20 protein-coding genes are annotated in these 23,138 nt (G+C 59.2%); 10 read left to right on the plus strand and 10 right to left on the minus strand.

The window, feature by feature from the left end:
• Positions 1-13: 13 nt before the first annotated feature.
• From ACLI1L_RS11205 to ACLI1L_RS11235, 7 genes are all read right to left on the minus strand, one after another.
• Entirely contained in the window at positions 14-1,672 is a 1,659-nt protein-coding gene (locus ACLI1L_RS11205) for a metallophosphoesterase family protein (protein WP_411707577.1), read from the minus strand.
• 105 nt (positions 1,673-1,777) lie between these two features.
• The gene (locus ACLI1L_RS11210) at positions 1,778-2,926 is read right to left on the minus strand and encodes a lysophospholipase (protein WP_411707578.1); all 1,149 of its coding nucleotides are present in this window, start codon (positions 2,924-2,926) and stop codon (positions 1,778-1,780) included.
• Between the two features lie 277 nt (positions 2,927-3,203).
• On the minus strand, positions 3,204-4,103 hold the full coding sequence (ppk2, locus tag ACLI1L_RS11215; protein ID WP_086588228.1) for a polyphosphate kinase 2: 900 nt from the start codon (positions 4,101-4,103) through the stop codon (positions 3,204-3,206).
• A gap of 152 nt (positions 4,104-4,255) precedes the next feature.
• Positions 4,256-4,390, minus strand: a complete 135-nt coding sequence (locus tag ACLI1L_RS11220; RefSeq protein WP_411707579.1) for a hypothetical protein — start codon at positions 4,388-4,390, stop codon at positions 4,256-4,258.
• A gap of 35 nt (positions 4,391-4,425) precedes the next feature.
• Positions 4,426-4,599, minus strand: a complete 174-nt coding sequence (locus ACLI1L_RS11225) for a hypothetical protein (RefSeq protein ID WP_005329879.1) — start codon at positions 4,597-4,599, stop codon at positions 4,426-4,428.
• Between the two features lie 686 nt (positions 4,600-5,285).
• Entirely contained in the window at positions 5,286-6,932 is a 1,647-nt protein-coding gene (groL, locus tag ACLI1L_RS11230; protein WP_086588229.1) for a chaperonin GroEL, read from the minus strand.
• 233 nt (positions 6,933-7,165) lie between these two features.
• Entirely contained in the window at positions 7,166-9,136 is a 1,971-nt protein-coding gene (locus tag ACLI1L_RS11235) for an OPT family oligopeptide transporter (protein ID WP_411707580.1), read from the minus strand.
• 228 nt (positions 9,137-9,364) lie between these two features.
• On the opposite strand from ACLI1L_RS11235, the gene ACLI1L_RS11240 reads away from it, so the two are divergent.
• From ACLI1L_RS11240 to ACLI1L_RS11275, 8 genes are all read left to right on the plus strand, one after another.
• Complete coding sequence (locus ACLI1L_RS11240; RefSeq protein WP_411707581.1) at positions 9,365-10,732, plus strand: M20/M25/M40 family metallo-hydrolase; 1,368 nt, start codon at positions 9,365-9,367, stop codon at positions 10,730-10,732.
• Between the two features lie 330 nt (positions 10,733-11,062).
• On the plus strand, positions 11,063-14,044 hold the full coding sequence (locus ACLI1L_RS11245; RefSeq protein ID WP_411707582.1) for a Na+/H+ antiporter subunit A: 2,982 nt from the start codon (positions 11,063-11,065) through the stop codon (positions 14,042-14,044).
• On the plus strand, positions 14,045-14,545 hold the full coding sequence (locus ACLI1L_RS11250) for a Na(+)/H(+) antiporter subunit C (protein WP_411707583.1): 501 nt from the start codon (positions 14,045-14,047) through the stop codon (positions 14,543-14,545). It begins immediately after the preceding gene.
• Positions 14,538-16,364 (plus strand): Na+/H+ antiporter subunit D, encoded by a 1,827-nt coding sequence (locus ACLI1L_RS11255; protein WP_086588234.1) that lies wholly within the window; start codon positions 14,538-14,540, stop codon positions 16,362-16,364. The genes ACLI1L_RS11250 and ACLI1L_RS11255 overlap by 8 nt, the downstream gene beginning before the upstream one ends.
• Complete coding sequence (locus ACLI1L_RS11260; RefSeq protein WP_411707584.1) at positions 16,357-16,884, plus strand: Na+/H+ antiporter subunit E; 528 nt, start codon at positions 16,357-16,359, stop codon at positions 16,882-16,884. The genes ACLI1L_RS11255 and ACLI1L_RS11260 overlap by 8 nt, the downstream gene beginning before the upstream one ends.
• On the plus strand, positions 16,884-17,159 hold the full coding sequence (locus tag ACLI1L_RS11265; protein WP_086588236.1) for a monovalent cation/H+ antiporter complex subunit F: 276 nt from the start codon (positions 16,884-16,886) through the stop codon (positions 17,157-17,159). The genes ACLI1L_RS11260 and ACLI1L_RS11265 overlap by 1 nt, the downstream gene beginning before the upstream one ends.
• On the plus strand, positions 17,156-17,536 hold the full coding sequence (locus ACLI1L_RS11270; protein ID WP_411707585.1) for a monovalent cation/H(+) antiporter subunit G: 381 nt from the start codon (positions 17,156-17,158) through the stop codon (positions 17,534-17,536). The genes ACLI1L_RS11265 and ACLI1L_RS11270 overlap by 4 nt, the downstream gene beginning before the upstream one ends.
• 15 nt (positions 17,537-17,551) lie before the next feature.
• A complete protein-coding gene (locus tag ACLI1L_RS11275; RefSeq protein ID WP_394286188.1) occupies positions 17,552-19,021 on the plus strand; it encodes a glycosyltransferase 87 family protein in 1,470 nt (489 codons plus the stop codon).
• 38 nt (positions 19,022-19,059) lie between these two features.
• Here the strand turns inward: ACLI1L_RS11275 and ACLI1L_RS11280 are convergent, their stop codons facing one another.
• The 3 genes from ACLI1L_RS11280 to ACLI1L_RS11290 all read right to left on the minus strand — a co-directional run bounded on the left by ACLI1L_RS11280 (position 19,060) and on the right by ACLI1L_RS11290 (position 21,479).
• The gene (locus ACLI1L_RS11280) at positions 19,060-20,196 is read right to left on the minus strand and encodes a glutamate--cysteine ligase (RefSeq protein ID WP_411707586.1); all 1,137 of its coding nucleotides are present in this window, start codon (positions 20,194-20,196) and stop codon (positions 19,060-19,062) included.
• Between the two features lie 180 nt (positions 20,197-20,376).
• Entirely contained in the window at positions 20,377-21,180 is an 804-nt protein-coding gene (locus ACLI1L_RS11285) for a LytR C-terminal domain-containing protein (RefSeq protein WP_411707587.1), read from the minus strand.
• A 23-nt stretch (positions 21,181-21,203) separates the two neighbouring features.
• Positions 21,204-21,479, minus strand: a complete 276-nt coding sequence (locus tag ACLI1L_RS11290; protein WP_198492101.1) for a DUF3263 domain-containing protein — start codon at positions 21,477-21,479, stop codon at positions 21,204-21,206.
• On the opposite strand from ACLI1L_RS11290, the gene ACLI1L_RS11295 reads away from it, so the two are divergent.
• Both ACLI1L_RS11295 and ACLI1L_RS11300 read left to right on the plus strand, forming a co-directional pair.
• A complete protein-coding gene (locus ACLI1L_RS11295) occupies positions 21,478-22,101 on the plus strand; it encodes a peptide deformylase (RefSeq protein ID WP_200435706.1) in 624 nt (207 codons plus the stop codon). The two genes, ACLI1L_RS11290 and ACLI1L_RS11295, sit on opposite strands and share 2 nt — an antisense overlap.
• Positions 22,101-23,090: a GNAT family N-acetyltransferase gene (locus ACLI1L_RS11300; RefSeq protein ID WP_200435705.1), complete on the plus strand. Its 990-nt coding sequence runs from the start codon at positions 22,101-22,103 to the stop codon at positions 23,088-23,090. The genes ACLI1L_RS11295 and ACLI1L_RS11300 overlap by 1 nt, the downstream gene beginning before the upstream one ends.
• Positions 23,091-23,138: the final 48 nt, after the last annotated feature.

Here is a 23,138-nt window from a genome sequence, read left to right on the forward strand (position 1 = left end):
CCGCAGCTGCTGCCTACCGCGCAAAATCTTGATATTTAATCATGTCGCCGGACTTGAAGTCCCAGGCCTCCACTCGGACGCGATCAGCATAAACCTTGACCCGCAGACCAGTGGAGGCCTCTTCCTTTTCCTTAACAATTTTTTCGTCGTTATCGCCATCCGGCAGGTACTCATTGAGAATGGCGCCGGTATTGACCACAGGGAAGCCGGTGCGCCCAGCTTCGCCGGTACCGTCGTAGCGGCGGGTTCCCCACCAATTATTTTGGCGCAGCGAAGAGTGGCTGTGGCTACTAAACCACACAATATTGTTGTACTTATTGACCACATTGGATAGCGCCTCGAGGTCCTCAAAGTCATTCTGGTACCACGCCGAATGGGACATCGATACCGTCTGCGGCAATAGAGGATGGCTAAAGACCAGCGCCGGCGTCCCCTTGGCATCCCAGTACGCTAGGCGCTCATCTAGCCAATCGAGCTGTTCCTTACTGATGCGCTGGAATGGCTCTTTTCCGTGGCGCAGGATATCGGAATAGAACTCGGTATTGACAGAAATCAGCGGCACCCCGTTTACCACTTCTTCCTTCCACGGCTTTTCTTGTCCGGAGTACTTGAGGAAGCGGCCCAGGTAAGTCTCGGAGCCCTCTTCGCCATACATTTCGTGGTTGCCGATGGTCCACAATTCCTTGCCAGAATCGTGCGGCACCTCGCTATGCGCAGCGAGGAAATCATCCCATTGCTGCTGCGATCCGTCATCTACTAGATCGCCATTGAGTACAAGCGCCCCTGCCTTATCTTCCATGGCGTTGAGCTGGCGCACCGCGTCTTTGTAGTCTTCGGGGTCGCCCTGGACGTCGGAAAGCACGTCTACTGTGGCTTGCGGTGAGCCTTTAAGCTCGCCCAGCGGCTTGACGACGCCCACATTATCCACCGCCCACCACCAGTCATCATTGCCGTTGTTGTAGCGGAAGTTGACCTGCATCTTCCTTGCGCCAGCCGGCACATCGATGCCGATGGACTCGTGCTTGGAAAAGACATCCTTATCAAAAGCGGCGATCTCCTGTGCCTTGCCGCCATCGAAAGAAACCTCGACGGTAGCGGTTTGTCCCGCTTTTCCTTGGCGGTAATGGTGATCGAATTCCACATTTACCCGGTCCTGCCCCGCCACCGGGATAGCCGGGCTGGTCAGCTCGGCGGTCATGGAATCGCCCTCAGCCAGGCGCTGTTGTTTATTGTCAATGATGGCGAAGGTGTCATGGGCCTGGGTGAAGTAGTGGCGCATATCGGTTCCGGCAGCCCAAGTCCAGTGGCGCATATCGCCAAAGGTCCAGCCCTTCCAGCGGGCCTCGCCCGAATCTACGCCTTGTACGCTCGAGCTCCACCCTTCCGGTGCTTGGTGCGTGAACCACGCTGGGGTGTCTACCTCATCGAAGCTTTCCTGCCACAGCACCCGAGAGTCGGTGGTTTTCTCCGGCTGCGCATCGTCTCCTGTGGAGGAGCCGTGGGAGGAGCCATGGGAGGAATCCGGTGAAGAACTCAGCGAAGAGCCGAATGACGACCCCAATGAAGAACCAAAGGACGAACCCGGAAGCGAGGACTGGGCCGCAGCTCCGGGCGCGCCTACTATTGCGGTAAGCGCCAGGGCAGAAGAGAAAGCACAGAGTTTATTTTTCATAACTCAATTTCTATCTGAGCTGGGCAACGCGGCGGTTACATATACGTAAACTCTTGGCAAGCACTCCATGCCTGCCAAGAGTCCTAGTCTTATGTCCTTTGCCTTCTAGGCGTGACGGTCCAGCCAATCCACGACGGTATCGAGGGCTTGGTCGGCTGCCGGCTCATTAAAGACCTCATGCTTTTGGCCCTCCCAGGTCACGTATTCCACATCCTCGGAGGAAATGGAGTTGTACCAATCCTGGGAGAAGTACGGCGGAACGATGCCGTCCTTGGTGCCATGCATGATAAGAGTAGGTGCGGTGAAGAGATCCGCATTAACAGCGTCATAATTCGCGATTGCCGCCAGCTGCAGGGCGGTACCGGCACTGGTCTTCTGCGCGATAAGCGGACTCGAGGCATATTCGTCCTTCACCGCCTGGTTAGTGGAAGTACCATCTGTAAACGGATTAGACATCGTGATGCCCTTGCTCCACTCCGGCGAGTCCACACCAATTTCGGTGCGGTGCGGGATTAGGTTCTGCGCGTAGTGGGCATTGAAACTGGTGAGCTGGGCCAGCGGTAGGCGCTCAAAAATGGTGGGGTCCAGTTTCTTTTGGGTCTCAGAAATATCATCCGGCGTGATGTTCTTTCCCGCAACATTCTTGCCCGAAAGGTTCAGCGGCGCGCCACCACCATTGGTGATGATGCCATCTACCTTGCCCGGGTTGCGGATGCCATAGGCCTCTACGGTCAGCGAGCCCATCGAGTGGCCAAGCAGAAAAGTCTTAGCGCCCTGATTTTCTTTCTTCGCCATGTCCACCACATGGTCGAAATCATCCAAGATGTACTGGAAATTATCGATGTGCCCCAGTGGCACGCTGCCGCCAGCGGACTTGCCGTGCCCGCGGTGGTCTACGCGGTAGACGTTGTAGCCCGCATCCAGCAGCCGCTTAGCGACGTAATCGTAACGCCCCGAATGCTCGGACACACCATGTGCCAGAACCACCGCTCCCCGCGGGTTGGCCACCTTTTGTGTGCGGTAGTAAATCTTGACGCCGTGGCCGTGCGCGCTGTCGAAATAGCCATCCTCATCAGATACCTGCTTCTCCGAGACGGTCGGGCGTCCCAACACATCTGGCTTTTGGTCCGCCGCTGGCGCAGGCGCTGGGACCTCCTGGGCGATTGCCCCTGCCGCAAGCGTGCCAGATACCGTCACTGGTGCCGCCACTACTGCCGCTGCCGTTAGGCAAGCGGTGAGGTGCTTCTTCATCATCACTGTCTCCTTGAGGTGTCGTAGCTCATATCGGTTCGCCAGATGAGATTGAGATAACAGTGATGCTAAATATTCCGAGACGGAGACCACAAATAGTTTTCGACAATGTTACCTACGGTTCCGTAACATAACCGCACGGAAATAGCCCTTTAAAATGCCCAGATTTCCGCGAAACTATTCCTCCCTATTTACCCCCCTTTTGGTACCTCTAAAACAAAAAGCGGGAAACCCGGACTTACCGAGTTTCCCGCCTAATGTGCGGCTAATTTAGCTCAACCTAGTCACCAATCTGGTCGCGACCACGCTTAACGATGTTCTCGTCGACCTCGCCCACCAGCTCATGATCCTTATTGGTGTACTCAAACTTGGACAGCACGTAGCGCATGGCGTTGATACGGGCACGCTTCTTGTCATTGGACTTAATGGTGATCCACGGCGATTCTTCCGTATCCGTGTAGCGGAACTGCTCCTCTTTCGCACGGGTATAGTCATCCCACTTATCCAGCGAAGCCAAGTCCATGGGCGAAAGCTTCCACTGGCGCACCGGGTCAATCTGGCGAATGGCGAAGCGGGTGCGCTGCTCCTTACGCGTAACCGAGAACCACAGCTTAGTCAGGGAGATACCCGAGCCGAGGATCATATTCTCCAGCATCGGAACCTCACGAAGGAACTCCGCATGCTGGCTTTCGGTACAAAAGCCCATAACGCGCTCCACACCAGAGCGGTTGTACCAAGAGCGGTCAAAGAAGACAATCTCGCCACCAGCCGGGAAATGCTCAATATAGCGCTGGAAATACCACGAGGTAGATTCACGCGGCGACGGCTTTTCCAAGGCCACAGTACGGGCACCACGCGGGTTCAGGTGCTCATTAAAGCGCTTGATAGTACCGCCCTTGCCGGCCGCGTCGCGACCTTCAAAGATGATGATGTGGCGCTGGCCAGTCTCTTTAGTCCAGTTCTGCCACTTCAGCAGTTCAATCTGTAGCGCACGCTTCACAGACTCGTACTCATCGCGAGTCATGCGCTCATCGTAGGGGTAATTTTCCCGCCAAGTCTGAACCGGGGAACCGTCCGGCATGATCAGCGAAGGATCATCCTCGTCGGTTCCATCGACGACGTAGCCGTCAGTTTTTGCCAGGTCGATCTCGGGAAGGTCGTCGTCTTTAATATCAGTCATGCATTCAGTGTAACCCGAATATAGACAGCAGGCGCGCCAAATGTTCGCAGTTACCCCTTCCCCAAGCAGCCAACAAAACTAGAAGAAGGCCTACCGAAACGGTAGGCCTTCTTGCTTCAGTGAGCTTTAAAGCTCAGAGCTGAAGTATGTTCTTATGCGAACATACCGATCAGCTGGGAAACACCCTTAGCAACCTCGGTCAGCGGCTCAATGAGGGTGTAAGCAGCGTTGAACAGGCCACCGAAGATGTCGAAAGCAAAGTTCAGGGTAGAGGAAAGGTTCTCCATTTTAGTGTCTCCTTAGAAAATTAGAGCTGGTTGAATTAGTTGGAGCTGAGAGCCGGAAGAGCTGCGTCAGCTACCTCGAGGGAGGTCTTGAAAGAGTCGAAAGCATTAGCAATGCCAACCCAGTTGGACAGACCCTCGACAACCTTGTGCCAGCCTTCCCAGGTGTTAACGAAGTTGTCCAGGTGCATCTGGATGGTGGAGAGATCCATATTTGAACTCCTAAAATAGATCCGAAGCTATTTGCCGCGGAGGGGTTTGCAGTTTGCAGACACCCTCAGTGGGCGTCACAAGAAATATTTTGGCACAAGTTCAATCTAAAGCAAGTCAAGTTTGCATAGGTGTCTTCATATCTTGGCAATTTGATAAGAAAAGAGCTATATCTTATAGGGGGTATTGGAATATTTTTACCTCACGACACAATCGCTCTGAACTGCGATTTTCTTTTGCCATATAGTTGATTGCGTTAAATAAAATTTAACACTGTAACGCTTCGAGGTGTAACGAACGATAGCTATGCCCGTAAACTAGCCCTCCCAAGCGAGAAAATTTTTCTAATCCAGTCCGTTAAAATTACCCCTATACGGGGTCAGTGGGGTGCATGGTTCGCGTGTTAAGTCCCGTGGCGCTGAATTGTAAGCCTGCTTGGCCAATGAATGGGGCATTGTGAGTTGAACATGCGCACCGATTAGAAAGCTACAGTGACAAGCAGATTCAGCGATTGGCCCGAAAAATCGCGGTGCGCTTATATCGTATCTGCGCAGCAAACTGGTGCAGACACGCCGAAGCGCCCCGTCTCATGCGCTCTAAAGCACAGAAGCGGGGCGCTCAAAAGGTGCTAGGAGGGCCGCTAAGGGCCTTGTCTAAGCCCGTCTCCTAGACCTATCTGGGATTGGACTTAGAAGCCCATGCCGCCCATAGCGTCAGCGTCCGGCATGCCGTTATTGGCGCCGGCCGGCTCAGGCTTGTCGGCGACGACAGCCTCGGTGGTCAGGAACAGAGCTGCAATGGATGCAGCATTCTGCAGCGCAGAGCGGGTGACCTTAACCGGGTCATTGATGCCAGCCTCCATGAGGTTGACGTACTCGCCGGTAGCCGCGTTCAGGCCTTCGCCTGCTGGCAGGGAGGCAACCTTGTCAGCCACAACGCCCGGCTCCAGGCCAGCATTGTGTGCAATCTGCTTCAGCGGTGCGGACAGAGCCTCGCGGACGATCTTGACGCCGGTAGCTTCGTCACCCTTGAGGTCATCCAGGGAATCCAGAACGGAAGCAGCCTGCAGCAGTGCTACGCCGCCGCCGGCAACGATGCCCTCTTCCACGGCAGCCTTTGCGTTGCGAACTGCGTCCTCGATGCGGTGCTTGCGCTCCTTGAGCTCAACCTCGGTAGCGGCACCGACCTTAAGGACGGCAACGCCGCCGGAGAGCTTAGCCAGGCGCTCCTGCAGCTTCTCGCGGTCATAGTCGGAATCGGAGCTTTCGATCTCGGCACGGATCTGCTTGATGCGGCCGTCGATCTGCTCCTGGGAGCCAGCGCCCTGAACGATGGTGGTTTCGTCCTTGGTGACAACAACCTTGCGTGCCTGGCCCAGGTACTCCAGCTCGGCGGTCTCGAGGGAGAGTCCGACCTCCTCGGAAATAACCTGGCCGCCGGTAAGGATGGCCATATCCTGCAGGGTGGCCTTGCGGCGGTCACCGAAGCCCGGCGCCTTCACAGCAACGGACTTGAAGGTGCCGCGGATCTTGTTCACCACGAGGGTGGACAGGGCCTCACCCTCAACGTCCTCGGCGATGATAAGCAGCGGCTTGCCGGACTGCATGACCTTCTCCAGCAGCGGGACAAGATCCTTGATATTGGAGATCTTGGAAGAAACGAGAAGGATATAAGGATCCTCGAGGACTGCCTCCTGGCGCTCCATATCGGTAGCGAAGTAGCCGGAGATGTAGCCCTTATCAAAGCGCATGCCCTCGGTTACTTCGAGGTCAACGCCGAAGGTATTGGACTCTTCCACGGTGATAACGGAGTCCTTGTTTACGGAGCCGTTGCCCACGGTGTACATAGCCTCAGCGATCTTCTCGCCGATAGCCGGGTCAGCAGCGGAGATGCCTGCGGTGGTAGCGATCTGCTCCTGGGTTTCTACTTCCTTAGCGGAAGACAGCAGGGAGTCTACAACCTTCTTGGTTGCGGTCTCGATGCCACGCTTGATGCCCATAGGGTTGGAACCTGCGGCTACGTTGCGCAGACCCTCGCGTACCAGAGCCTGTGCCAGCACGGTTGCGGTGGTGGTGCCGTCGCCAGCGACGTCATCGGTCTTCTTAGCTACTTCCTTGACCAGCTCGGCGCCAATCTTCTCATAAGCATCCTCGAGCTCGATTTCGCGAGCGATAGAAACACCGTCGTTGGTAATGGTCGGGGCGCCCCAGGACTTTTCCAGGACGACGTTGCGGCCCTTAGGGCCGAGGGTGACCTTGACGGCGTCGGCCAGCGTGTTCAGGCCGCGCTCAAGGCCGCGGCGGGCCTCTTCATCAAAAGCGATAATCTTTGCCATTGTGTTTGTGCTCCTTGGTTTATTGAGGACGACACTCACGTCTTTCTCGCTGCGGACGCCCGCGACGGCATGGCTGGTGAGTGTGAACCAACCTCAACCACAACGATGTAGATTTATCTAGCACTCATACTGTGCGAGTGCTAACGACCATTCTGGCACTCTCCCATCGCGACTGCAAGAAAAAATGGCGCCCCCATGCAGGGACGCCATTATATTAAGGAATGGATCAGAAACTAGGAGCTCTTCACCGTGCGCTTGGTCCAGCGGTAGATGAACGTCAGCGCAAGAATAAAGAGGATCACGCCAACCACGGTGGCGGAGGTACCGCCTGCAAAGATCTCCAGCGGGCTATCACCGCCAGCAGCGGCGATAATGCCGGCATTGACCACGCCAAAGAGGGACTCACCTACGATCAAGCCGGTAGCCAGGAGGGTTCCCATGCGCTTGGCAAACTCGGGGCGGGATTGCTTCGCGGCCCACTTATCGTAGAAAGTGCCCAGGATCGCGCCGATGGGGATGACGATGGTCAGCGCGGCCGGCAGGTACATACCCATGCCAGCTGCCAGCGGGGACAATGAGTACTTATCGGTGAACTTGCGCAGGAGTTCGTCGATAATAATGAGGACGGAGCCGATGGCCATGCCGATAAAGATGAGGTCCCAATCCAGCGAGCTATCGAAGATGCCGGAGGCAACCGAAGACATCAAGGCGGCCTGTGGGGCGGCCAAGGCGTCTTCGCCCGCACCCTCCATGCCTTGGAACCCGAAACCGTTGAGCATGACCTGCAAAATCGGCGGGATGACTAGGGAGCCGAAGACCACGCCGATAATGAGCGCTACCTGCTGCTTCCACGGGGTAGCGCCAACGAGTGCGCCGGTCTTCAGGTCCTGCAGGTTGTCATTGGAAATGGTGGCGATACCGAAGACAATGGCCGCGGTAAAGAGCGTGTAGGCCACCAAGGACAAAGGATCAGCGCTAGTACCGCGGGTAACGGCGGCGATGAGCAGGGAGGCAGCAAGCACGGCGATGATGCCGATGGAGGAAATCGGCGAGTTAGACGCACCAATCAGGCCCGCCATGTAGCCGCACACGGAGGCGATAATGAGGCCTACCAACAACGTAAAGAGCACGGAGACGGTAATGAGCACGGCCATATGGTCGTGGATATCGGTACCCCGTACGAAGTCCCACAGCAGCAGCGCGATGGGCACCATCAACGCCACGATGGTGGTGGCAACATAAGGGAAGGGAATATCTCGCTCGGTCACATCCACGGCGGAACCGGACTTACGGGCGCGCGAGGAGGCTAGCGACTGGCGGATACCCAGCGCAATGGGCCCGGCAATCTTCAGCAGGGTCCAGATAGCGGCAATGGCCATGGTGCCCACGCCGATGAAGCGGATGTCATCGGAGAAGGTGGTATCGACGACGTCGGCAAGCGCGGTGGCGCCCGAAATATCGCCGGTGGTGAAAATGGGCAGCAAGATGAAATAGGAAATCACTACGCCAACCAGCATGGCGATGCCCACCGGCAGGCCCACCAAGTGGCCCACGCCGATAAGGGCGGTAGAAAGGCTTGTGCCCAGGGTGGTCGCGCCGGCGCCGAGTTTGAAATAGGCGGTGACCTCAGAGGCGGCCGCCTTCATTGCGGTCAGCAGCGTCATGACGGCCGAGGTAATACCGCCGGCGACGATGATGCGCAGGCCCTTGGCATTTTCTTCCTGGCTGGCGCCGGAAGCATTTTCATCGCCTACCTTGAGGACCTCGGCCGCGGCCACGCCCTCCGGGTAGGGCAGATCGGAGCCCGTTACCAAAGCGCGGCGCAACGGAATGGAATACATCACGCCCAGCACGCCGCCGATGATGCACACGCCGGCCGTCTGCAGGAAGCCGAAGCCCTGCCAGTACCCCACCATCACTAGGCCCGGGAGGACGAAGATGATGGCGGACAAGGTGCCCGCAGCAGAGGCGATGGTCTGGACAATATTATTTTCTTTAATGTTATGACCTTTGAAATGGCGCAAGACTGCCATGGAAATCACGGCAGCGGGGATGGAGGTAGCAAAGGTCAAGCCCACCTTCAGGCCTAGGTACACGTTGGCAGCGGTGAAGATGAGGGTAATCAGGCCGCCGATGATAATGCCGCGCAGAGTCAGCTCGGGCAGGGTGGCCTTGGAACCTGCGGCGGATGATGCGTTCGCCATGCCAGGTCCTTTCTATTCTCGGCTATGAAAGTTTCTCGTTTCACCCCGCGTAACAAACCGCAGCCTGCCACGTCCGTTCCTGTCTGTTTGTCCCCGATTCCTCGCCGGAATGAGGTCCGAACGGACAAAATCCGCACAGGGTGGAATGAATAAATTTTAGTTCACCACCCCAGCGTTTTCCTATTCCGGTTGCTCTATAGCTTGGGCAGGGCGGGTACGGTAGTACACATGACTGCACTTAATGAAAGCATCCGCAACGACCGCGAGACCATTTTCCGCCAGCTCAGCGAGCTCGTAGCCTTCAACTCCGTCCACAATGAGGAGGGCTTGGAGGACCAGACCAAGGGCGCGAGCCAGTGGGTTAAGTCCGCACTCGAAGAAGCCGGAGTGAGCGTGGAAACCATCACCACGGCCGATGGCTCCACCGCCATTTTGGGCGAGCGCAAGGGCGACGAGGGGGCCAAAACCGTCCTGCTTTACTCCCACTATGACGTAGTACCGGCGGGCAACCGCGAAGCGTGGGATTCTGATCCTTTTACCCTGACTGAGCGCCAGGCCGCCGATGGCTCTACTCGCTGGTACGGCCGCGGCGCCGCCGATTGCAAGGGCAATGTGGCCATGCACCTTGCGGCCCTGCGCGCGGTGGACAATAACGGCGGCACCAAGGTCAACCTGAAGTACCTCATCGAGGGTTCTGAGGAACGCGGTGGCGAGGGCCTGTCCCAGCTCATCAAGGACTGCCCGGAGCTTTTTGCGGCCGATGCCATCCTCATCGCCGATGCCGGCAACTCCGCCGTAGGCCAGCCCACCTTGACCACTTCCCTACGCGGCGGCGCGCAGATTGGTGTGCAGGTCAATACGCTGGCCGCCGGCGTTCACTCCGGCCAATTTGGTGGCGCGGCCCCGGACGCCGCCAAAGCCCTGATGCGCGCCATCGACTCCCTTTCCGATGAGTACGGCCGCACCGTTATCGATGGCGTAGATACCACCGCCGAGTGGTCCGGCCAGGAGTACCCAGCCGAGGCCTTCCGTGCCGATGCACAGCTGCTGGAGGGCACCAAGATCATGGGCGAAGATGACCCGGCCGGCGCCACGCCAGTGGCCTCTATGGTCTGGTCCCGCCCAGCCATTACCGTCACTGGCTTTACCTCCACCCCAGTATCCGAGGCTGTAAACGCCGTGCCCGCTACCGCTTCCGCCCAGCTCAACCTGCGCGTTCCGGCTGGCGCCGATGCCGCCGCGATTGCCGACGCCGTCTGTGCGCACCTCCGCAGCCACACCCCTTGGGGCGCCCACGTCAAGGCCGAGGTGCTCGAGTCCAATGCCGGCTTTGCCACCGATCCGGAAAAGCCAGCCGCTGCCCTCCTAGGCGAATGCCTTTCCGAGGCCTATAACGCAGAAACCGCCGCACAGGGCATGGGCGGTTCCATTCCGCTGACCACCGAGCTGCAAGAGGCGCACCCGAACGCGGAGATCGCCTTCTACGGTGTGGAGGAGCCCAAGTGCACCATTCACTCCGCCAATGAGTCGGTGGATCCCACCGAGATCGAAAATATTGCCGCAGCCGAGGCACTCTTCCTGCAGCGCTACTCCTAAGGTTTGCGGCCCTAGTCCAGCCTGGGTCCTGGCTATTGCCGCGGCACTGCGGCGTACCCCGCTCCCCACGGAGCGGGGTTTCTTTATGCCGCAAAATAGCAGCATATAATACAGAGCCAAAAATAGTTCTTTCAAAGCCATAGAAAAGCCGGTAAAGTGGCAAAAAGTTGGCCCCGCGCTCGGCCATGTTGCTTGCACTATGCCACCGCAGCGTACTCAGCGGCGTGCGGCTCGTGAATGTTCTCGTCTCTCAGTAGTTGTGATGCTCGTGGTATTCGCGGCAGCGGGGCAAGAACACGCGATACAACCAAAAGGAGCGCAGTAACCAACGTGCTAATACTCCTGGGTACTCTCATCGCCGCCACCGTGGTGGCACCGCTGCTCATCATGCGAATGGGTCGCCCGGCATTTGGAATTTTGGCCTTAGTCCCCGGCGCAGGCTTTGTGTGGACGCTCATGCACTTTCTGCGCGGCACCTTCGCAGACGGTGGCGCGGTTGAGCACACCGTGGAATGGATGCCCTCCGCGAACCTAAGTTTTGACCTCCGCTTAGACGGACTAGGCGCGCTGTTTAGCCTCATCATCTTGGGCATGGGCGCGCTGGTATTGATCTACTGCTGGGGCTATTTCGACGGCACGCGACGCCGTTTGGCCATGTTCGCGGCGCAAATGGTGGGCTTCGCCACCGCCATGTTTGGTCTAGTGGCCGCGGATAATTTCCTGCTGATGTACGTGTTCTGGGAAATTACCTCCCTGCTGTCTTATCTCTTGGTTAGCTACTATGCGGAACGAGCCTCCTCCCGCCGCGCGGCCCAGCAGGCGCTGATGGTCACCGCGCTGGGCGGGCTAACCATGCTCATGGGCATTATCTTGCTCGGGCGGCAAACTGGGGCGTGGACCTTTAGTGATATCTCCGCCTATGAGAACTTTGCGCAAACACCCTATGTCACGGTGGCCATCGTGCTCATCTTGGCGGGCGCGCTGACAAAGTCCGCAATCGTACCGGCGCACTTTTGGCTCCCCGGCGCGATGGCCGCGCCGACTCCGGTCTCCGCTTATCTCCACTCCGCCGCGATGGTTAAGGCCGGCATCTACCTCGTCGGGCGCTTGGCACCCTCGATGTATGAGGTGGCCACCTGGCACGTGGTGGTTATCTCCCTCGGCGTATTTACCATGCTGCTCGGCGGCTGGATGGCGCTCAAACAGCGCGACCTGAAGCTGATTTTGGCTTATGGCACCGTCTCCCAGTTGGGTTTTATCACCTCCATCATGGCCGTAGGCTCGCGGGAAGCCATGCAGGCCGGCCTCGCGCTGACCTTTGCGCACTCGCTATTTAAGGCGGCGCTTTTTATGGTCGTCGGAGCTATCGATCACTGCTCGGGCACGAGGGATATCACCAAGCTATCCGGCTTGGGGCGCAAGGAGCCCTTCCTTTTCGGTATTGCGATCATTTCCGGGTTCTCCATGGCCGGCGTCCCACCACTGTTTGGCTCCGTGGCTAAAGAGGCCGTGCTGGAAGCCACCATGCACGAAGAGCTCTTGGTCGGCATGCCGCGCAATATGATGCTTGTGGCCTATGTCCTCGGTTCTATCCTCACGATGGCCTATACGCTGCGCTTTTTGTGGGGTGCCTTTGCCACCAAGAAGGAGGTCAATGGAACGGAGCTGGCAGAGGCCGTCGCCAAGATGCATCCGGTCAACCTAGGGCTATGGCTCTCCCCTGTCTTACTTACCGTCCTGACAGTGGTACTTGGCGTATTCCCCAAGCCGCTTTCGGCGGCCTTTGACCAACACCTCAATTCCACCTTCGGCCCGAAGGAGCATAGCGAGCTAGCCCTGTGGCATGGCTTGACGGTGGCGCTGGGCCTCTCCGCACTCATTATTGTGGCCGGTATTATTATGCACTGGCAACGCCAGGTCCTGGTCAAGTGGCAATTCTCCTACCCCGCGCTGGGCAATGCGGATGACGCCTATGATTCAGTCATCGCTCTTTTGCGGCAGCTCTCGCTGCGCACGACGGCAACCACGCAGCGCGGCTCCCTGCAGCTGAACTTGACGGTTATCTTTGCCACGTTGATGCTGCTGCCACTGGCTATGATCATCAAAGGCGATCTCACCGATATCCGCATGATCGTGGCAGAGAATCCATGGCAGATCGTCGCCGCCTTCATCATCATGGTGGCCGCCGTGGCCGCGACGGTCACGGATAATCGTTTATCAGCCGTCATCATCGTCGGGGTAACTGGCTATACTCTCGCCTTCATCTTCGCTCTGCACGGTGCGCCGGACTTGGCACTGACGCAGCTGCTGACTGAGACCATCGTGATGGTTCTTTTCATGCTGGTTCTGCGCCGCATGCCGGCCTCTACTGAATGGAAGCAGGGCCCCAAGATGGGCCGCCTGCGCGCCTGGCTTTCCGTGGGAACGGGTCTTACCGTCACCGTGGTAGCGATGTTTGCTATTAACGCGCGTCAGTCCAAGCCCATCTCCGAGTTCATGCCGGATCTGGCCAAAGAGATTGGACACGGTGCCAATACTGTCAATGTCTTGCTGGTGGACCTGCGCGCCTGGGATACCTTTGGCGAAATCACGGTGATTATCATTGCCGCACTGGGCGTGGTCTCGCTGATTTATCGCACCCAATCTTTCGGCCGTGAAAGCCGCCGCCCCACCCTGCGGGTTACCGGCCGGCGGTGGCTGGCCGCCGGGGTGGAATCTGAGCAAGCACTCAACCGCTCGCTGATGATCGATGTCTCCACACGCGTGCTCTTCCCGTCCATGGTCGCACTGTCCTTCTACTTCTTCTTCTCCGGCCACAATGCCCCTGGCGGCGGCTTTGCCGGCGGCCTCGTCGCAGCGCTAGCGCTCATCCTGCGTTACCTGGCTGGTGGGCGCGCGGAGCTGGAAGAAACCCTGCCTATTGATGCCGGCCGCACCATGGGCACCGGTCTCTTGCTGTCCGCACTGGCCACGGTGACCCCGATGTTCTTTGGACACCCGCCGCTTACCAGCGGATACACCTCGCCGGAGATTCCGCTCATCGGCAAGGTTTCGCTGCCTTCAGCGTTGGTCTTTGACGCAGGTGTCTACCTCATCGTCGTGGGACTCACGCTCTACATCCTAAATTCCTTGGGCGCCAAGCTGGATGAAGAAGAAGATATGCGTAAGCAACGTGCCCGCGATCGCGCCCGCTCGCTGGCCCGGCAGCAGCGCCAACGCACCGCCAAGCAAAAAGCGCAACGGGCCCAACGCAAGGAAAAGAAACAAGCCGCTACAGCAAACACAGCCGCCACCACAGGGAAGGAGAAATAAATGGAAGCCAACCTCTTCCTCCTTTTGGCCGCCGGTGTGCTCGTAGCCGCGGGCGTCTACCTGCTCCTGGACCGCGCCATGACCAAAATGCTGCTTGGACTGCTGCTTTTGGGCAATGGCGCAAACCTCTTCCTGCTGCAGTCCGGCGGTTCGGCCGGTTCCCCGCCTATCGATGGCCGCGACTCAGAACCATTCGGCGCCGAGATTGCAGATCCGCTGGCACAAGCAATGATTCTGACTGCCATCGTCATTTCCATGGCGCTGACGGCCTTCATCCTTACCCTGGCCTACCGGCAGTACCGCTACCGCACGGATGACGTCATTGAAGATGACGCGGAAGATACCGCTATTGCCGCCAAGGCTGCGCGCCCCGGCAATGCGGCCGCCAGCCCGGACCACGATGCGTCCAATGATCCGGCTACCGGCCGCGCCACCAAGCAAGGCGATAACTTCGGCCCTGCATCCTTCGAGGAACCAGTAAAGGGGGCCCGCGATGAGTGAGACCGTCCAGCCGCTTGTCGACGCCCTCTTCCCCTACATCGGCTACCTCATTCCGCTGCCCATTATCATCCCGGCAGTGGCCGCGGCCCTCGCCTTGATTTTTTGCCGCATTCCCAATGCGCAGCGCCAGATCGTATTTTTCTCACTGCTTATTACCGCCGTGGTCAATGCCGTACTCATCCTCATCGCGGATTTTGAAGGCATCCAAACCCTGCAGGTAGGAGGCTGGGACGCCCCGGTGGGCATCACGCTCGTGGCGGATCGCCTCTCTGCGGTCATGCTCTTTACGTCCTCCGTGGTGCTGTTTTCTGTCATTTGGTACGCCATTTCCCAGGGCGTGCGCGATGGCACCAAGGACGAGCCGGTGGCCGTCTTCTTGCCCACCTACATGCTGCTGACCATGGGCGTTAATATCTCCTTTTTGGCCGGCGATCTCTTCAACCTTTACGTGGGCTTCGAGGTCTTCCTCGTGGCGTCCTATGTGCTGTTGACCTTAGGTGCCTCGGCTGGTCGAGTTCGCGCCGGCGTGGGCTACGTGATGGTGTCGATGGCCTCATCCATGATCTTCTTGCTCGCGTTGGGGTATGTGTATTCCTCCGTGGGCACGATGAACATGGCACAGATTGGCCAGCGCATGCAGGACATTCCGGAAGGAACTCGCACCGCTATCTTTGCCACGCTGCTCGTCGCCTTTGGTATTAAGGCCGCCGTGGTCCCGCTGGATGCCTGGCTGCCGGACTCCTATCCCACGGCACCTTCGCTAGTCACGGCCGTCTTTGCCGGCCTGCTGACCAAGGTGGGTGTCTACGCCATCATCCGCGCCCGCACTTCCATTTTCACTGCCGGTGGGCTCGATACCGTGCTCATGTGGGTAGCCCTCGCCACGATGCTGGTGGGTATTTTGGGTGCCATCGCGCAATCCGATATTAAGCGCCTTTTGTCTTTTACCCTGGTCAGCCACATTGGTTATATGATCTTCGGCGTCTCTTTGGGTACCGCGCAGGGGCTTTCTGGCGCCATCTTCTACGCCGTACACCACATTCTGGTCCAGACTGCGCTCTTCCTAGTGGTCGGACTGGTTGAGCGCCAGGCCGGAACATCTTCGCTGCGCCGTTTGGGCTCGCTGATGTATTCCGCCCCGCTCATCGGAATCTTGTATTTCATCCCCGCCATTAATCTGGGCGGCATCCCGCCGTTCTCCGGTTTCCTCGGCAAGGTCATTTTGCTGCAAGCCGGTGCGAATGAAGGATCCTGGATGGCCTGGGTACTTATCGTTGGAGCCGTGGCTACCTCCCTGCTTACCCTCTACGTGATGATGCTGGTGTGGGCCAAGGGCTTTCAACGCGACCGTGCCGATGCCCCCGAAGGCAACGTGGCGCTCGCCCGCCCGGCCCCGCTGTCCGATATCACCGATGAGGTGGAATTTTCCTCTCGCCAGGATGTGGGCAGGGTGCCCTTCGGCATGATCGCCTCTACGACCCTGCTGGTGGCCGCGTCTACGTCCATTACTTTCCTGGCCGGACCGATTTCCGGTGTAACCTCGCGCGCGGCCGAATCCGCGCAGGATACGTCCATCTACCAGTACGCGGTACTGGGCGACCGCGCGGATGACCCCACCCGCCACCTCAACCAGAAGGAGCGCTACACCGGCGGCGCTGATTCCTATGAAAATAGGCGCAGCCCCTCTCCTGAGGCGGAGCCTCCGGCCTCAGCGGGCTTGGATGCCCGCACCGACCCGGAAGCCGGTGGACGCGATGCGCATTCCACCGACGTAAAGTCCCCGGATGCCGCCAAGAGGAAGGATATTAGCGATGACTAATACGCGCTTTTCCGGTATACGCCACCGCTTCCGCCCGTGGTTTATCGTCTGGCTAGTTGTCATGTGGTGCATGCTGATGGGCGAGGTTACCGTGGGAAACTTGGTGGCGGGACTTATCATCGGCGTCGTTATTGTCTTTGCCCTACCGCTGCCGGCCATGCCGATTACCGGCATCGACGTCTCCTGGGGCAAGCTCATTGCTTTTATGCTCCGCTGGTTCTGGGAGTTGTTTTACGCCTCGCTCAAGGTGGGATGGCTGGCCGTGCGCCCGCAGCCGGTGCCCAAGACCGCCATCTTAGAGCTGCCCATGCGCTTGGATAATGAGTTTGCCATCTCTTTGGCGGTGACGCTGTACAACCTGCAACCGGGTGGCACGGTAACCGATATTGATATTGCTAACCGCATGCTCACCGTCCACATCTTGGATGCCCACGATGAGGAGCAAATCCAGCGCGAGATCAATGCCGTGGCCCGTATGGAGTCCTCATTCATCGAAATCTTTGAAAGGAGCCACCCCTAATGGATCCTCAGATCTACAATGCGATTTTGCTGGTGGCCGCCGCGCTGCTGGTCGTCTCCTTCCTCATTACCGTCTGGCGCATTATCACCGGGCCGAATTCGCTGGACCGTTTGGTGGGTATGGATGGCTTTACCGCCATGTTCCAGTGCGCGCTCGCTACCTACATGTGCTGGTCGCTCAACACCACGGTGGTTTCGGCCATGCTGGTCATTGCACTCTTGGGCTTTATCTCTACCGTGTCGGTTACAAGGTTTAGGAAGAGGGATAACCAATGAGCTGGTCCTTTATCGCTGATGTGCTCTCGCTCATCCTCATTATTAGCGGCAGCTTCCTCACCTTGGCCGCGGCCATCGGCATCGCTCGATTCAAGGACACAATGTCGCGCGTACACGCGGTGAGCAAGCCGCAGACCACCGGTCTTATCCTCACCATCCTGGGCGCGATCATCCGCCTCACGGGCGCGGAATCCTTCAGCGTGGCCGAGCGGGGGGATTTAGGAATGCTCATTTTGCTGGTACTGTTTGCCATGTTCACTAGCCCGGTAACCGCGCAGCGCACCTCACGTATTGCACGCCGTGAGGGACTGTACGGCACCGAGGAAACCATGTCCCGCAACGACCGCCCCGCCGCGAAGTCGCTGCGCCGCAAGTAGGAGACGCTTTTCACCGTGAAAAAGCTTTATGGGCTTCCCACTGTGGTGACTTTGCTCGCCGCCCTCATCGGCGTCATTGTCTATCGCTTCAGCATCTACGATGGCAATAGCGCCTTTGTGTGGCGCGTTCCGCTAGATCTGAAGATTTATTGGCTCGCCGGTGGTGAGGTAGCGCAGGGCGCGAACTTGTACGATAACGCCTATATTGGTGACCTGCCTTTTACCTATCCGCCCTTTTCCGGCACTCTTTTCACGTGGCTTTCCTCGCTTGCCGACGACCCTTTGATCCTCCTTTGGCAAGGCGGCACCGCCCTTGCCCTGTTTACGGTCATCATGCTGGTTCTGCGCGAGCGCGGGCTCAAGCTCTCCCCGGCAATGTGGTTATTGGGCATCTTGCTTTTGTGCTGCACCCCGGCAAATGAACCGGTACACGGCACCCTATTCTTTGGCCAGATCAACATCTTCTTAATGTTGCTGGTTGCCTTGGACCTCCTCCCGCGCAAGCGGGCCCTGCCGGGCATCGGCATCGGTTTGGCTGCGGGTATGAAACTTACCCCCGCTTATATGGGACTGGTTCTGCTCTTCCAGAAGCGCTGGTGGCAAGCGATTATCGCCATCTTGACGTTCGCGGTAACCGTTGCCATTGGCTTTGTAACCATCCCGGATGCCGCCGAATTCTGGACCGACGCAATCTTTAAATCCTCCCGCGTGGGCGAGCACACTAATCCAGGTGCCCAGTCCATTCGCTCCGTGATGGTCCGCGCGTGGGGCATCGACGGCGGCTGGGTCTGGCTCGCCGCCGTGGTCGTGGTCTTCATTCTGACCTGCCTGGCGCTGCGTACCGCGATGAAGCACCGTAATAACTCGGCGGCGCTCGCGCTCGCCGGTATCAGTTCCTGCTTGGTCTCTCCCTTCTCCTGGTATCACCACTGGGTATGGACGGTGCCTTTGGCCGTCGTCGTACTAGTTTCCGTTAACCAGGCGCTGGGCAGGCGCTTGCACGGCTTCCTCGGCGCACAGTTCGCTGGTTTCGTATCGGTGCTGGCCATGTGTGCGGTAACCATGCCGTTCATTTCCGCCCCCGTGTGGCTATCTGCTGCGAGCCGCTCCCTCAACCACTGGGATCTGCAGCCCTGGGGCATGTTGGCCTTTACCGGCGCCGGCGTCATCTATATCGCCTTCTACGCGGTGTGGGGATTTATCCCTGGCACCCAACCGGCCAAGGAAACGACCACCCCTGGTAGCCCCCAGCAGCCAGCTGCCGCGCAATCTGCTGCCACCACGACCACGGGCCGTCCGGCGCATTCAGTGAACACCGAGTCTACGACCCGTGGTGGTCATTCACGAGCAGCGCGCACTATCAGCGATGAAACGGCAGAAATGCCCGCGGTGGGTCCCGAAACGCGCGCTTTCCCCGCGTCCCAGGACATCACCGATATCCCCGATACCCCGGCCTATGGGCGCCACTCGCGCTCCGAGGACTAAGCCCGAGGCGGCTACCGGCCACCCCCTGCCCTCCCGCTTTAGAGCGGGCGGAAGGTGCGCAGCTCGCGGCAGGTCTCCTCAACCACCTCGCGCCAGCTGCCAGTTTCTTTGAACAGGCGGCGCTGCCGCTCATAGCCGGCGCCGCCATCAATGATTTCGTGGATAAGCTGCAGCTCATTGAAGCATCCCAGCTCGCGGGCGATGGGGGCGAGCTCTTCTACCATCTGTGCTAGCTCGTCTTTGACCCAGGCCTCATCGGTCTCGCGGGAGGTAATCACCAGCGCATCCATGCCGTAGCGGGCGCCGCGCCACTTATTTTCTGCCACGTGCCAGGGCTGCAGGGTGGGAAGGGGTTCCGCGGCGTCGATAAGCCGGTCATAGTAGACCACCAAGCAGTGGGTGAGCGCAACGATGACGGAAAGCTCGCGCAGGTTCGACGTCGCATCGCTCACGCGCACCTCCACCGTGCCCCACTTGGCGGCCGGCCGAATATCAAAGTGCATGGAGCCGGTGTGGTTGATAACGCCGGAAATCGCTTGGTCGCGCATATAGGACTGCCACTCGGCCCAATCGCGGAATTGATATGGCATGCCTGCGGTGGGCAGCTGCTGGTAGAGCATGGTGCGGTTGGAAGCATAGCCGGTATCCAGGCCCTCCCACCCCGGCGAGCACGCAGATAAGGCCAGCAAGTGGGGGTACTTGGTCATTAGCGCATTGATGATGGGCCACACGCGGTCCTCGTGGCTAATGCCCACGTGTACGTGCGTGCCCCATAGCAACATCTGCTTGCCCCAGTACTGGGTGCGCGCGATGATTTCTTGGTAGCTGGGCTTATCCGAAAGCGGATTCTCGCGGAAATCCGTAAATGGGTGCCCACCGGATGCCCAGACATCTACGCCCAGCTTATCGGCGGCTTCTTCCACCGCGTTCAGGGACTTTTGCAGGTCAGCGATTGCTTCCGGCACGGTGTGACAAATGCCTGTAACTAGCTCCACCGTATTTTGGAGAAATTCCTTTTCCAGATGGATATCGGGATAGGTCGCATTGGCCAGATCGATAAGTTCCGCACCGCGCGGGACGAGGTCGCGCGTTTCGCGGTCCACGAGCGCTACCTCCCATTCCACGCCTAGCGTTGGTTCGGGAGAGCGGGCGAATTGTTCTGCCGGGATCTTCACCCATTCAGCTTAACGGCTGACAGGTATTAAGACGTGAATTTTATTTAACCCATTCTCAGCGGCGGCCGTGCGGATAGGCAATAGCTCAGATCATAAAAGTCCAAGGGCATCCGGCCACAGAACAATGGAGGTTCTGTCGGGCCGGATGGCCTTGGACTTTCGGTCAGGTACGCAGTTAGCTTAGGCCTGCGGCACCGCTAGGGCGACGACGACGGCGCCGTCATCGGTTGCTTCCTTAGGCAGGTCGCGATTCATGGGCGCGATATCGGCCTGGTAGCGAGCGGCTACCTCTTTGGCCAGTGCTTCAGCGGAGGTATCGCCTTCCGGGTAGAAGACGGTGGTCTTCGGGACGGTAAGGACATCGCCAGGCAGGTTTCCCACGTAGCCCACCTTGAAGCCGCCGCCCTTGAGGGAATCGGCTTCCTTCTTGGCCTTGTCTACCTCACCGGAGTTATTGAGGACGCTGACCTTAATATCATTGCGGTCGCGCGCGGCGGAGTGGGCGTTTTCCTCTCCTGCAGCGCCATTGCCCTGAGGCGCAGCAGCCTCGTCGGCAGCACCGGAAGAAGCTGGGTCACGCGGGGCATCGCCCTCACCTGGCGCCGGTGCAGGGGAAGGAGCGCTTGCGCCCTCGGAAGCGCCTGGGGCACCGGGGGCACGGGAACCTGCGGCAGCGGAACCAGCGGAGCCTTCGGGTGCGGCACCAATGGTGGAACCGGTGGAGTTTTCTTGCTTGCTTTCGGAGGCCACGGTGGAATCATCGTCGCCCGAGGTTATGGAGTACAAAGCCCAGAGGCCGAGCATGACGGCCACCGCGATGAGGACCATCGCTAGGCCGCGCAGCGGGAGTCCGCCCTTTTTAGCGTGCGCGCCGCCACCAGCGGGGCGCTTAGCGGCACGGGAAGCGGACGCACCGGCAGCAGAGCCGGCGCGGGTTTCGTCGGATACCTTGTCGGTCGAATTTTCCGGATTCACATTAGTCACATACGCAACACTAGTACTCAGAATTAACTATCTGGGGTATTTCCCTGCGCGGCGCGCCGCGTGTCTTCTCGCTCTTCGCGCAGGCGACGCAGCCGTGCAACCAGGAGGGGATGGGATTGGGCGGCCGCGGGGGCATCGAGAAGCAGGTTAAGGCGCTGGTGGTAGCGCACCGGGGAGATATCCAGCTGCGCACGAATAGCCTCTTCCTTGCGGCCAATGCTGCGCGGCGCGGTTTCCTCGAAGTCCAAAATGGCGGCGTCTAGGTCAGACAAGGGGTTCATGCCTAAACTGTAAGGCATGACTATTCGCCCCATCGTTATCCACGGCGAGACCGTGCTTCACGAACCCACCCAACCGGTGGAAGAATCCGAGATTTCCACCCCGGAAATGCAGCAGCTCATCGCGGACATGTATGAAACCATGGACGCCGCCAATGGCGTGGGCCTGGCCGCTAACCAGGTAGGAATTGGCAAGCGCCTCTTTGTCTACCACTGCCCCGATACGGATGGCCCCAATGGCACCGAGCTGCCATCCGAGGAGGCAGGCATGCGCAAGGGCTGCGTCATCAACCCCGTGCTGGAAACCTCCGAGATTCCAGAGACCATGCCTGCCGACGACGGCTCCGATGACGAGGGCTGCCTCTCCGTGCCGGGCGAGGGCTTTCCCACCGGCCGCGCCGACTGGGCGCGCGTGACCGGCAAGGACGAAAACGGCAATGACATTTCCGTCGAGGGTTATGGCTTTTTCGCCCGCTGCCTGCAGCACGAGACCGGCCACCTCGATGGCTTCCTCTACACCGATACCCTCATCGGCCGCTATAAGCGCCAGGCCAAGAAGGCCATTAAGCGCCACGGCTGGACCGAGCCGGGTTACTCCTGGTTACCGGGCGAGGACGCCGATCCCTTCGGCCACGACGACTAATGTCACGCATTTTCCGCTCCGATGCCGTCCAGGTAGGCGAGCGCGTGGTGGCCCGGCGCGATTTCGGCGGCGTCCATAGCGATGTCATCGGTCACGTACTCAGCCTCGACCCGCTGGTCATTCGCCCACAAGAGGTCGGCGGCTACCCTTCCGACCTGGAGGCGGTGGAGATCCCGCCGGAGCAGCTAAAGATCATCAAGCGCCTCTCTCCACGCATGGTCCGCAATTCCGATATCCGCGCCGTGGAGGTTGCCGCGGCCGCGGCTTTCCCTGGCACGGACCACGCCTGGACCAGCGACGGTTCCTGGCTGTTGCGCGCGAGCGACGGGGTTTCCGGCCGCTCCAACTCTGCCGTGCCGGTGGGCCCTTCGGCCGGCTTTACCCCGGTGCCACTGGAGGAGATTAAGGCCTTCTATGCTCGCCACAACCTCCCGGTGCGCCTAGTGGTTCCGGAGCGCATTGGCAAGCCGGCCGAGCGCCTGCTCGCCGACCCCGCCTGGGAGACCGAGCCAGAGATCCTCGCCATGGTCCTGAGGGATCTGCCCGCGCTTGCCGACGCCCCCTCTTCCTCCCCCACCTTCCACCTCACCGCCCAGCCCGATGACGAGTGGCTGGCGATGTATCAATCCCGCACCGATGCCCTTTCTGCCGAGGCGTTGCAGAGCCTTGGCGCTCACGTCGAGGGAACGCTCGGCTTTGGCCGCCTAGTCCTCGATGGCGAGACCATAGCCATCGCCCGCGGCACCCTGAGCGAATCCGGCGATGGCACCACGTGGCTGGGCCTTTCTTCCATCGAGGTGGCCAAGGACTTCCGCCGCCGCGGATACGGCACGCTGATGCTCCAACACCTGCTGCACTGGGGTCGCAATAACGGCGCCGAGCACGCCTACCTCACCGTGCCGGCTTCCAATACCGCAGGAGTGCGGCTGGCGGAGAAGCTCGGCTTCATCGAGCAGCACCGACGCATCTACGCCCGCCTGCGCGACTAAGCTCCGCGCTGCGAACTTCCGGTCTGGGCGGTGAACGTTATGGGACTC

The sequence above is a fragment of the Corynebacterium sp. LaCa117 genome (genome assembly GCF_046717765.1).
Lineage (GTDB): Bacteria > Actinomycetota > Actinomycetes > Mycobacteriales > Mycobacteriaceae > Corynebacterium > Corynebacterium kefirresidentii.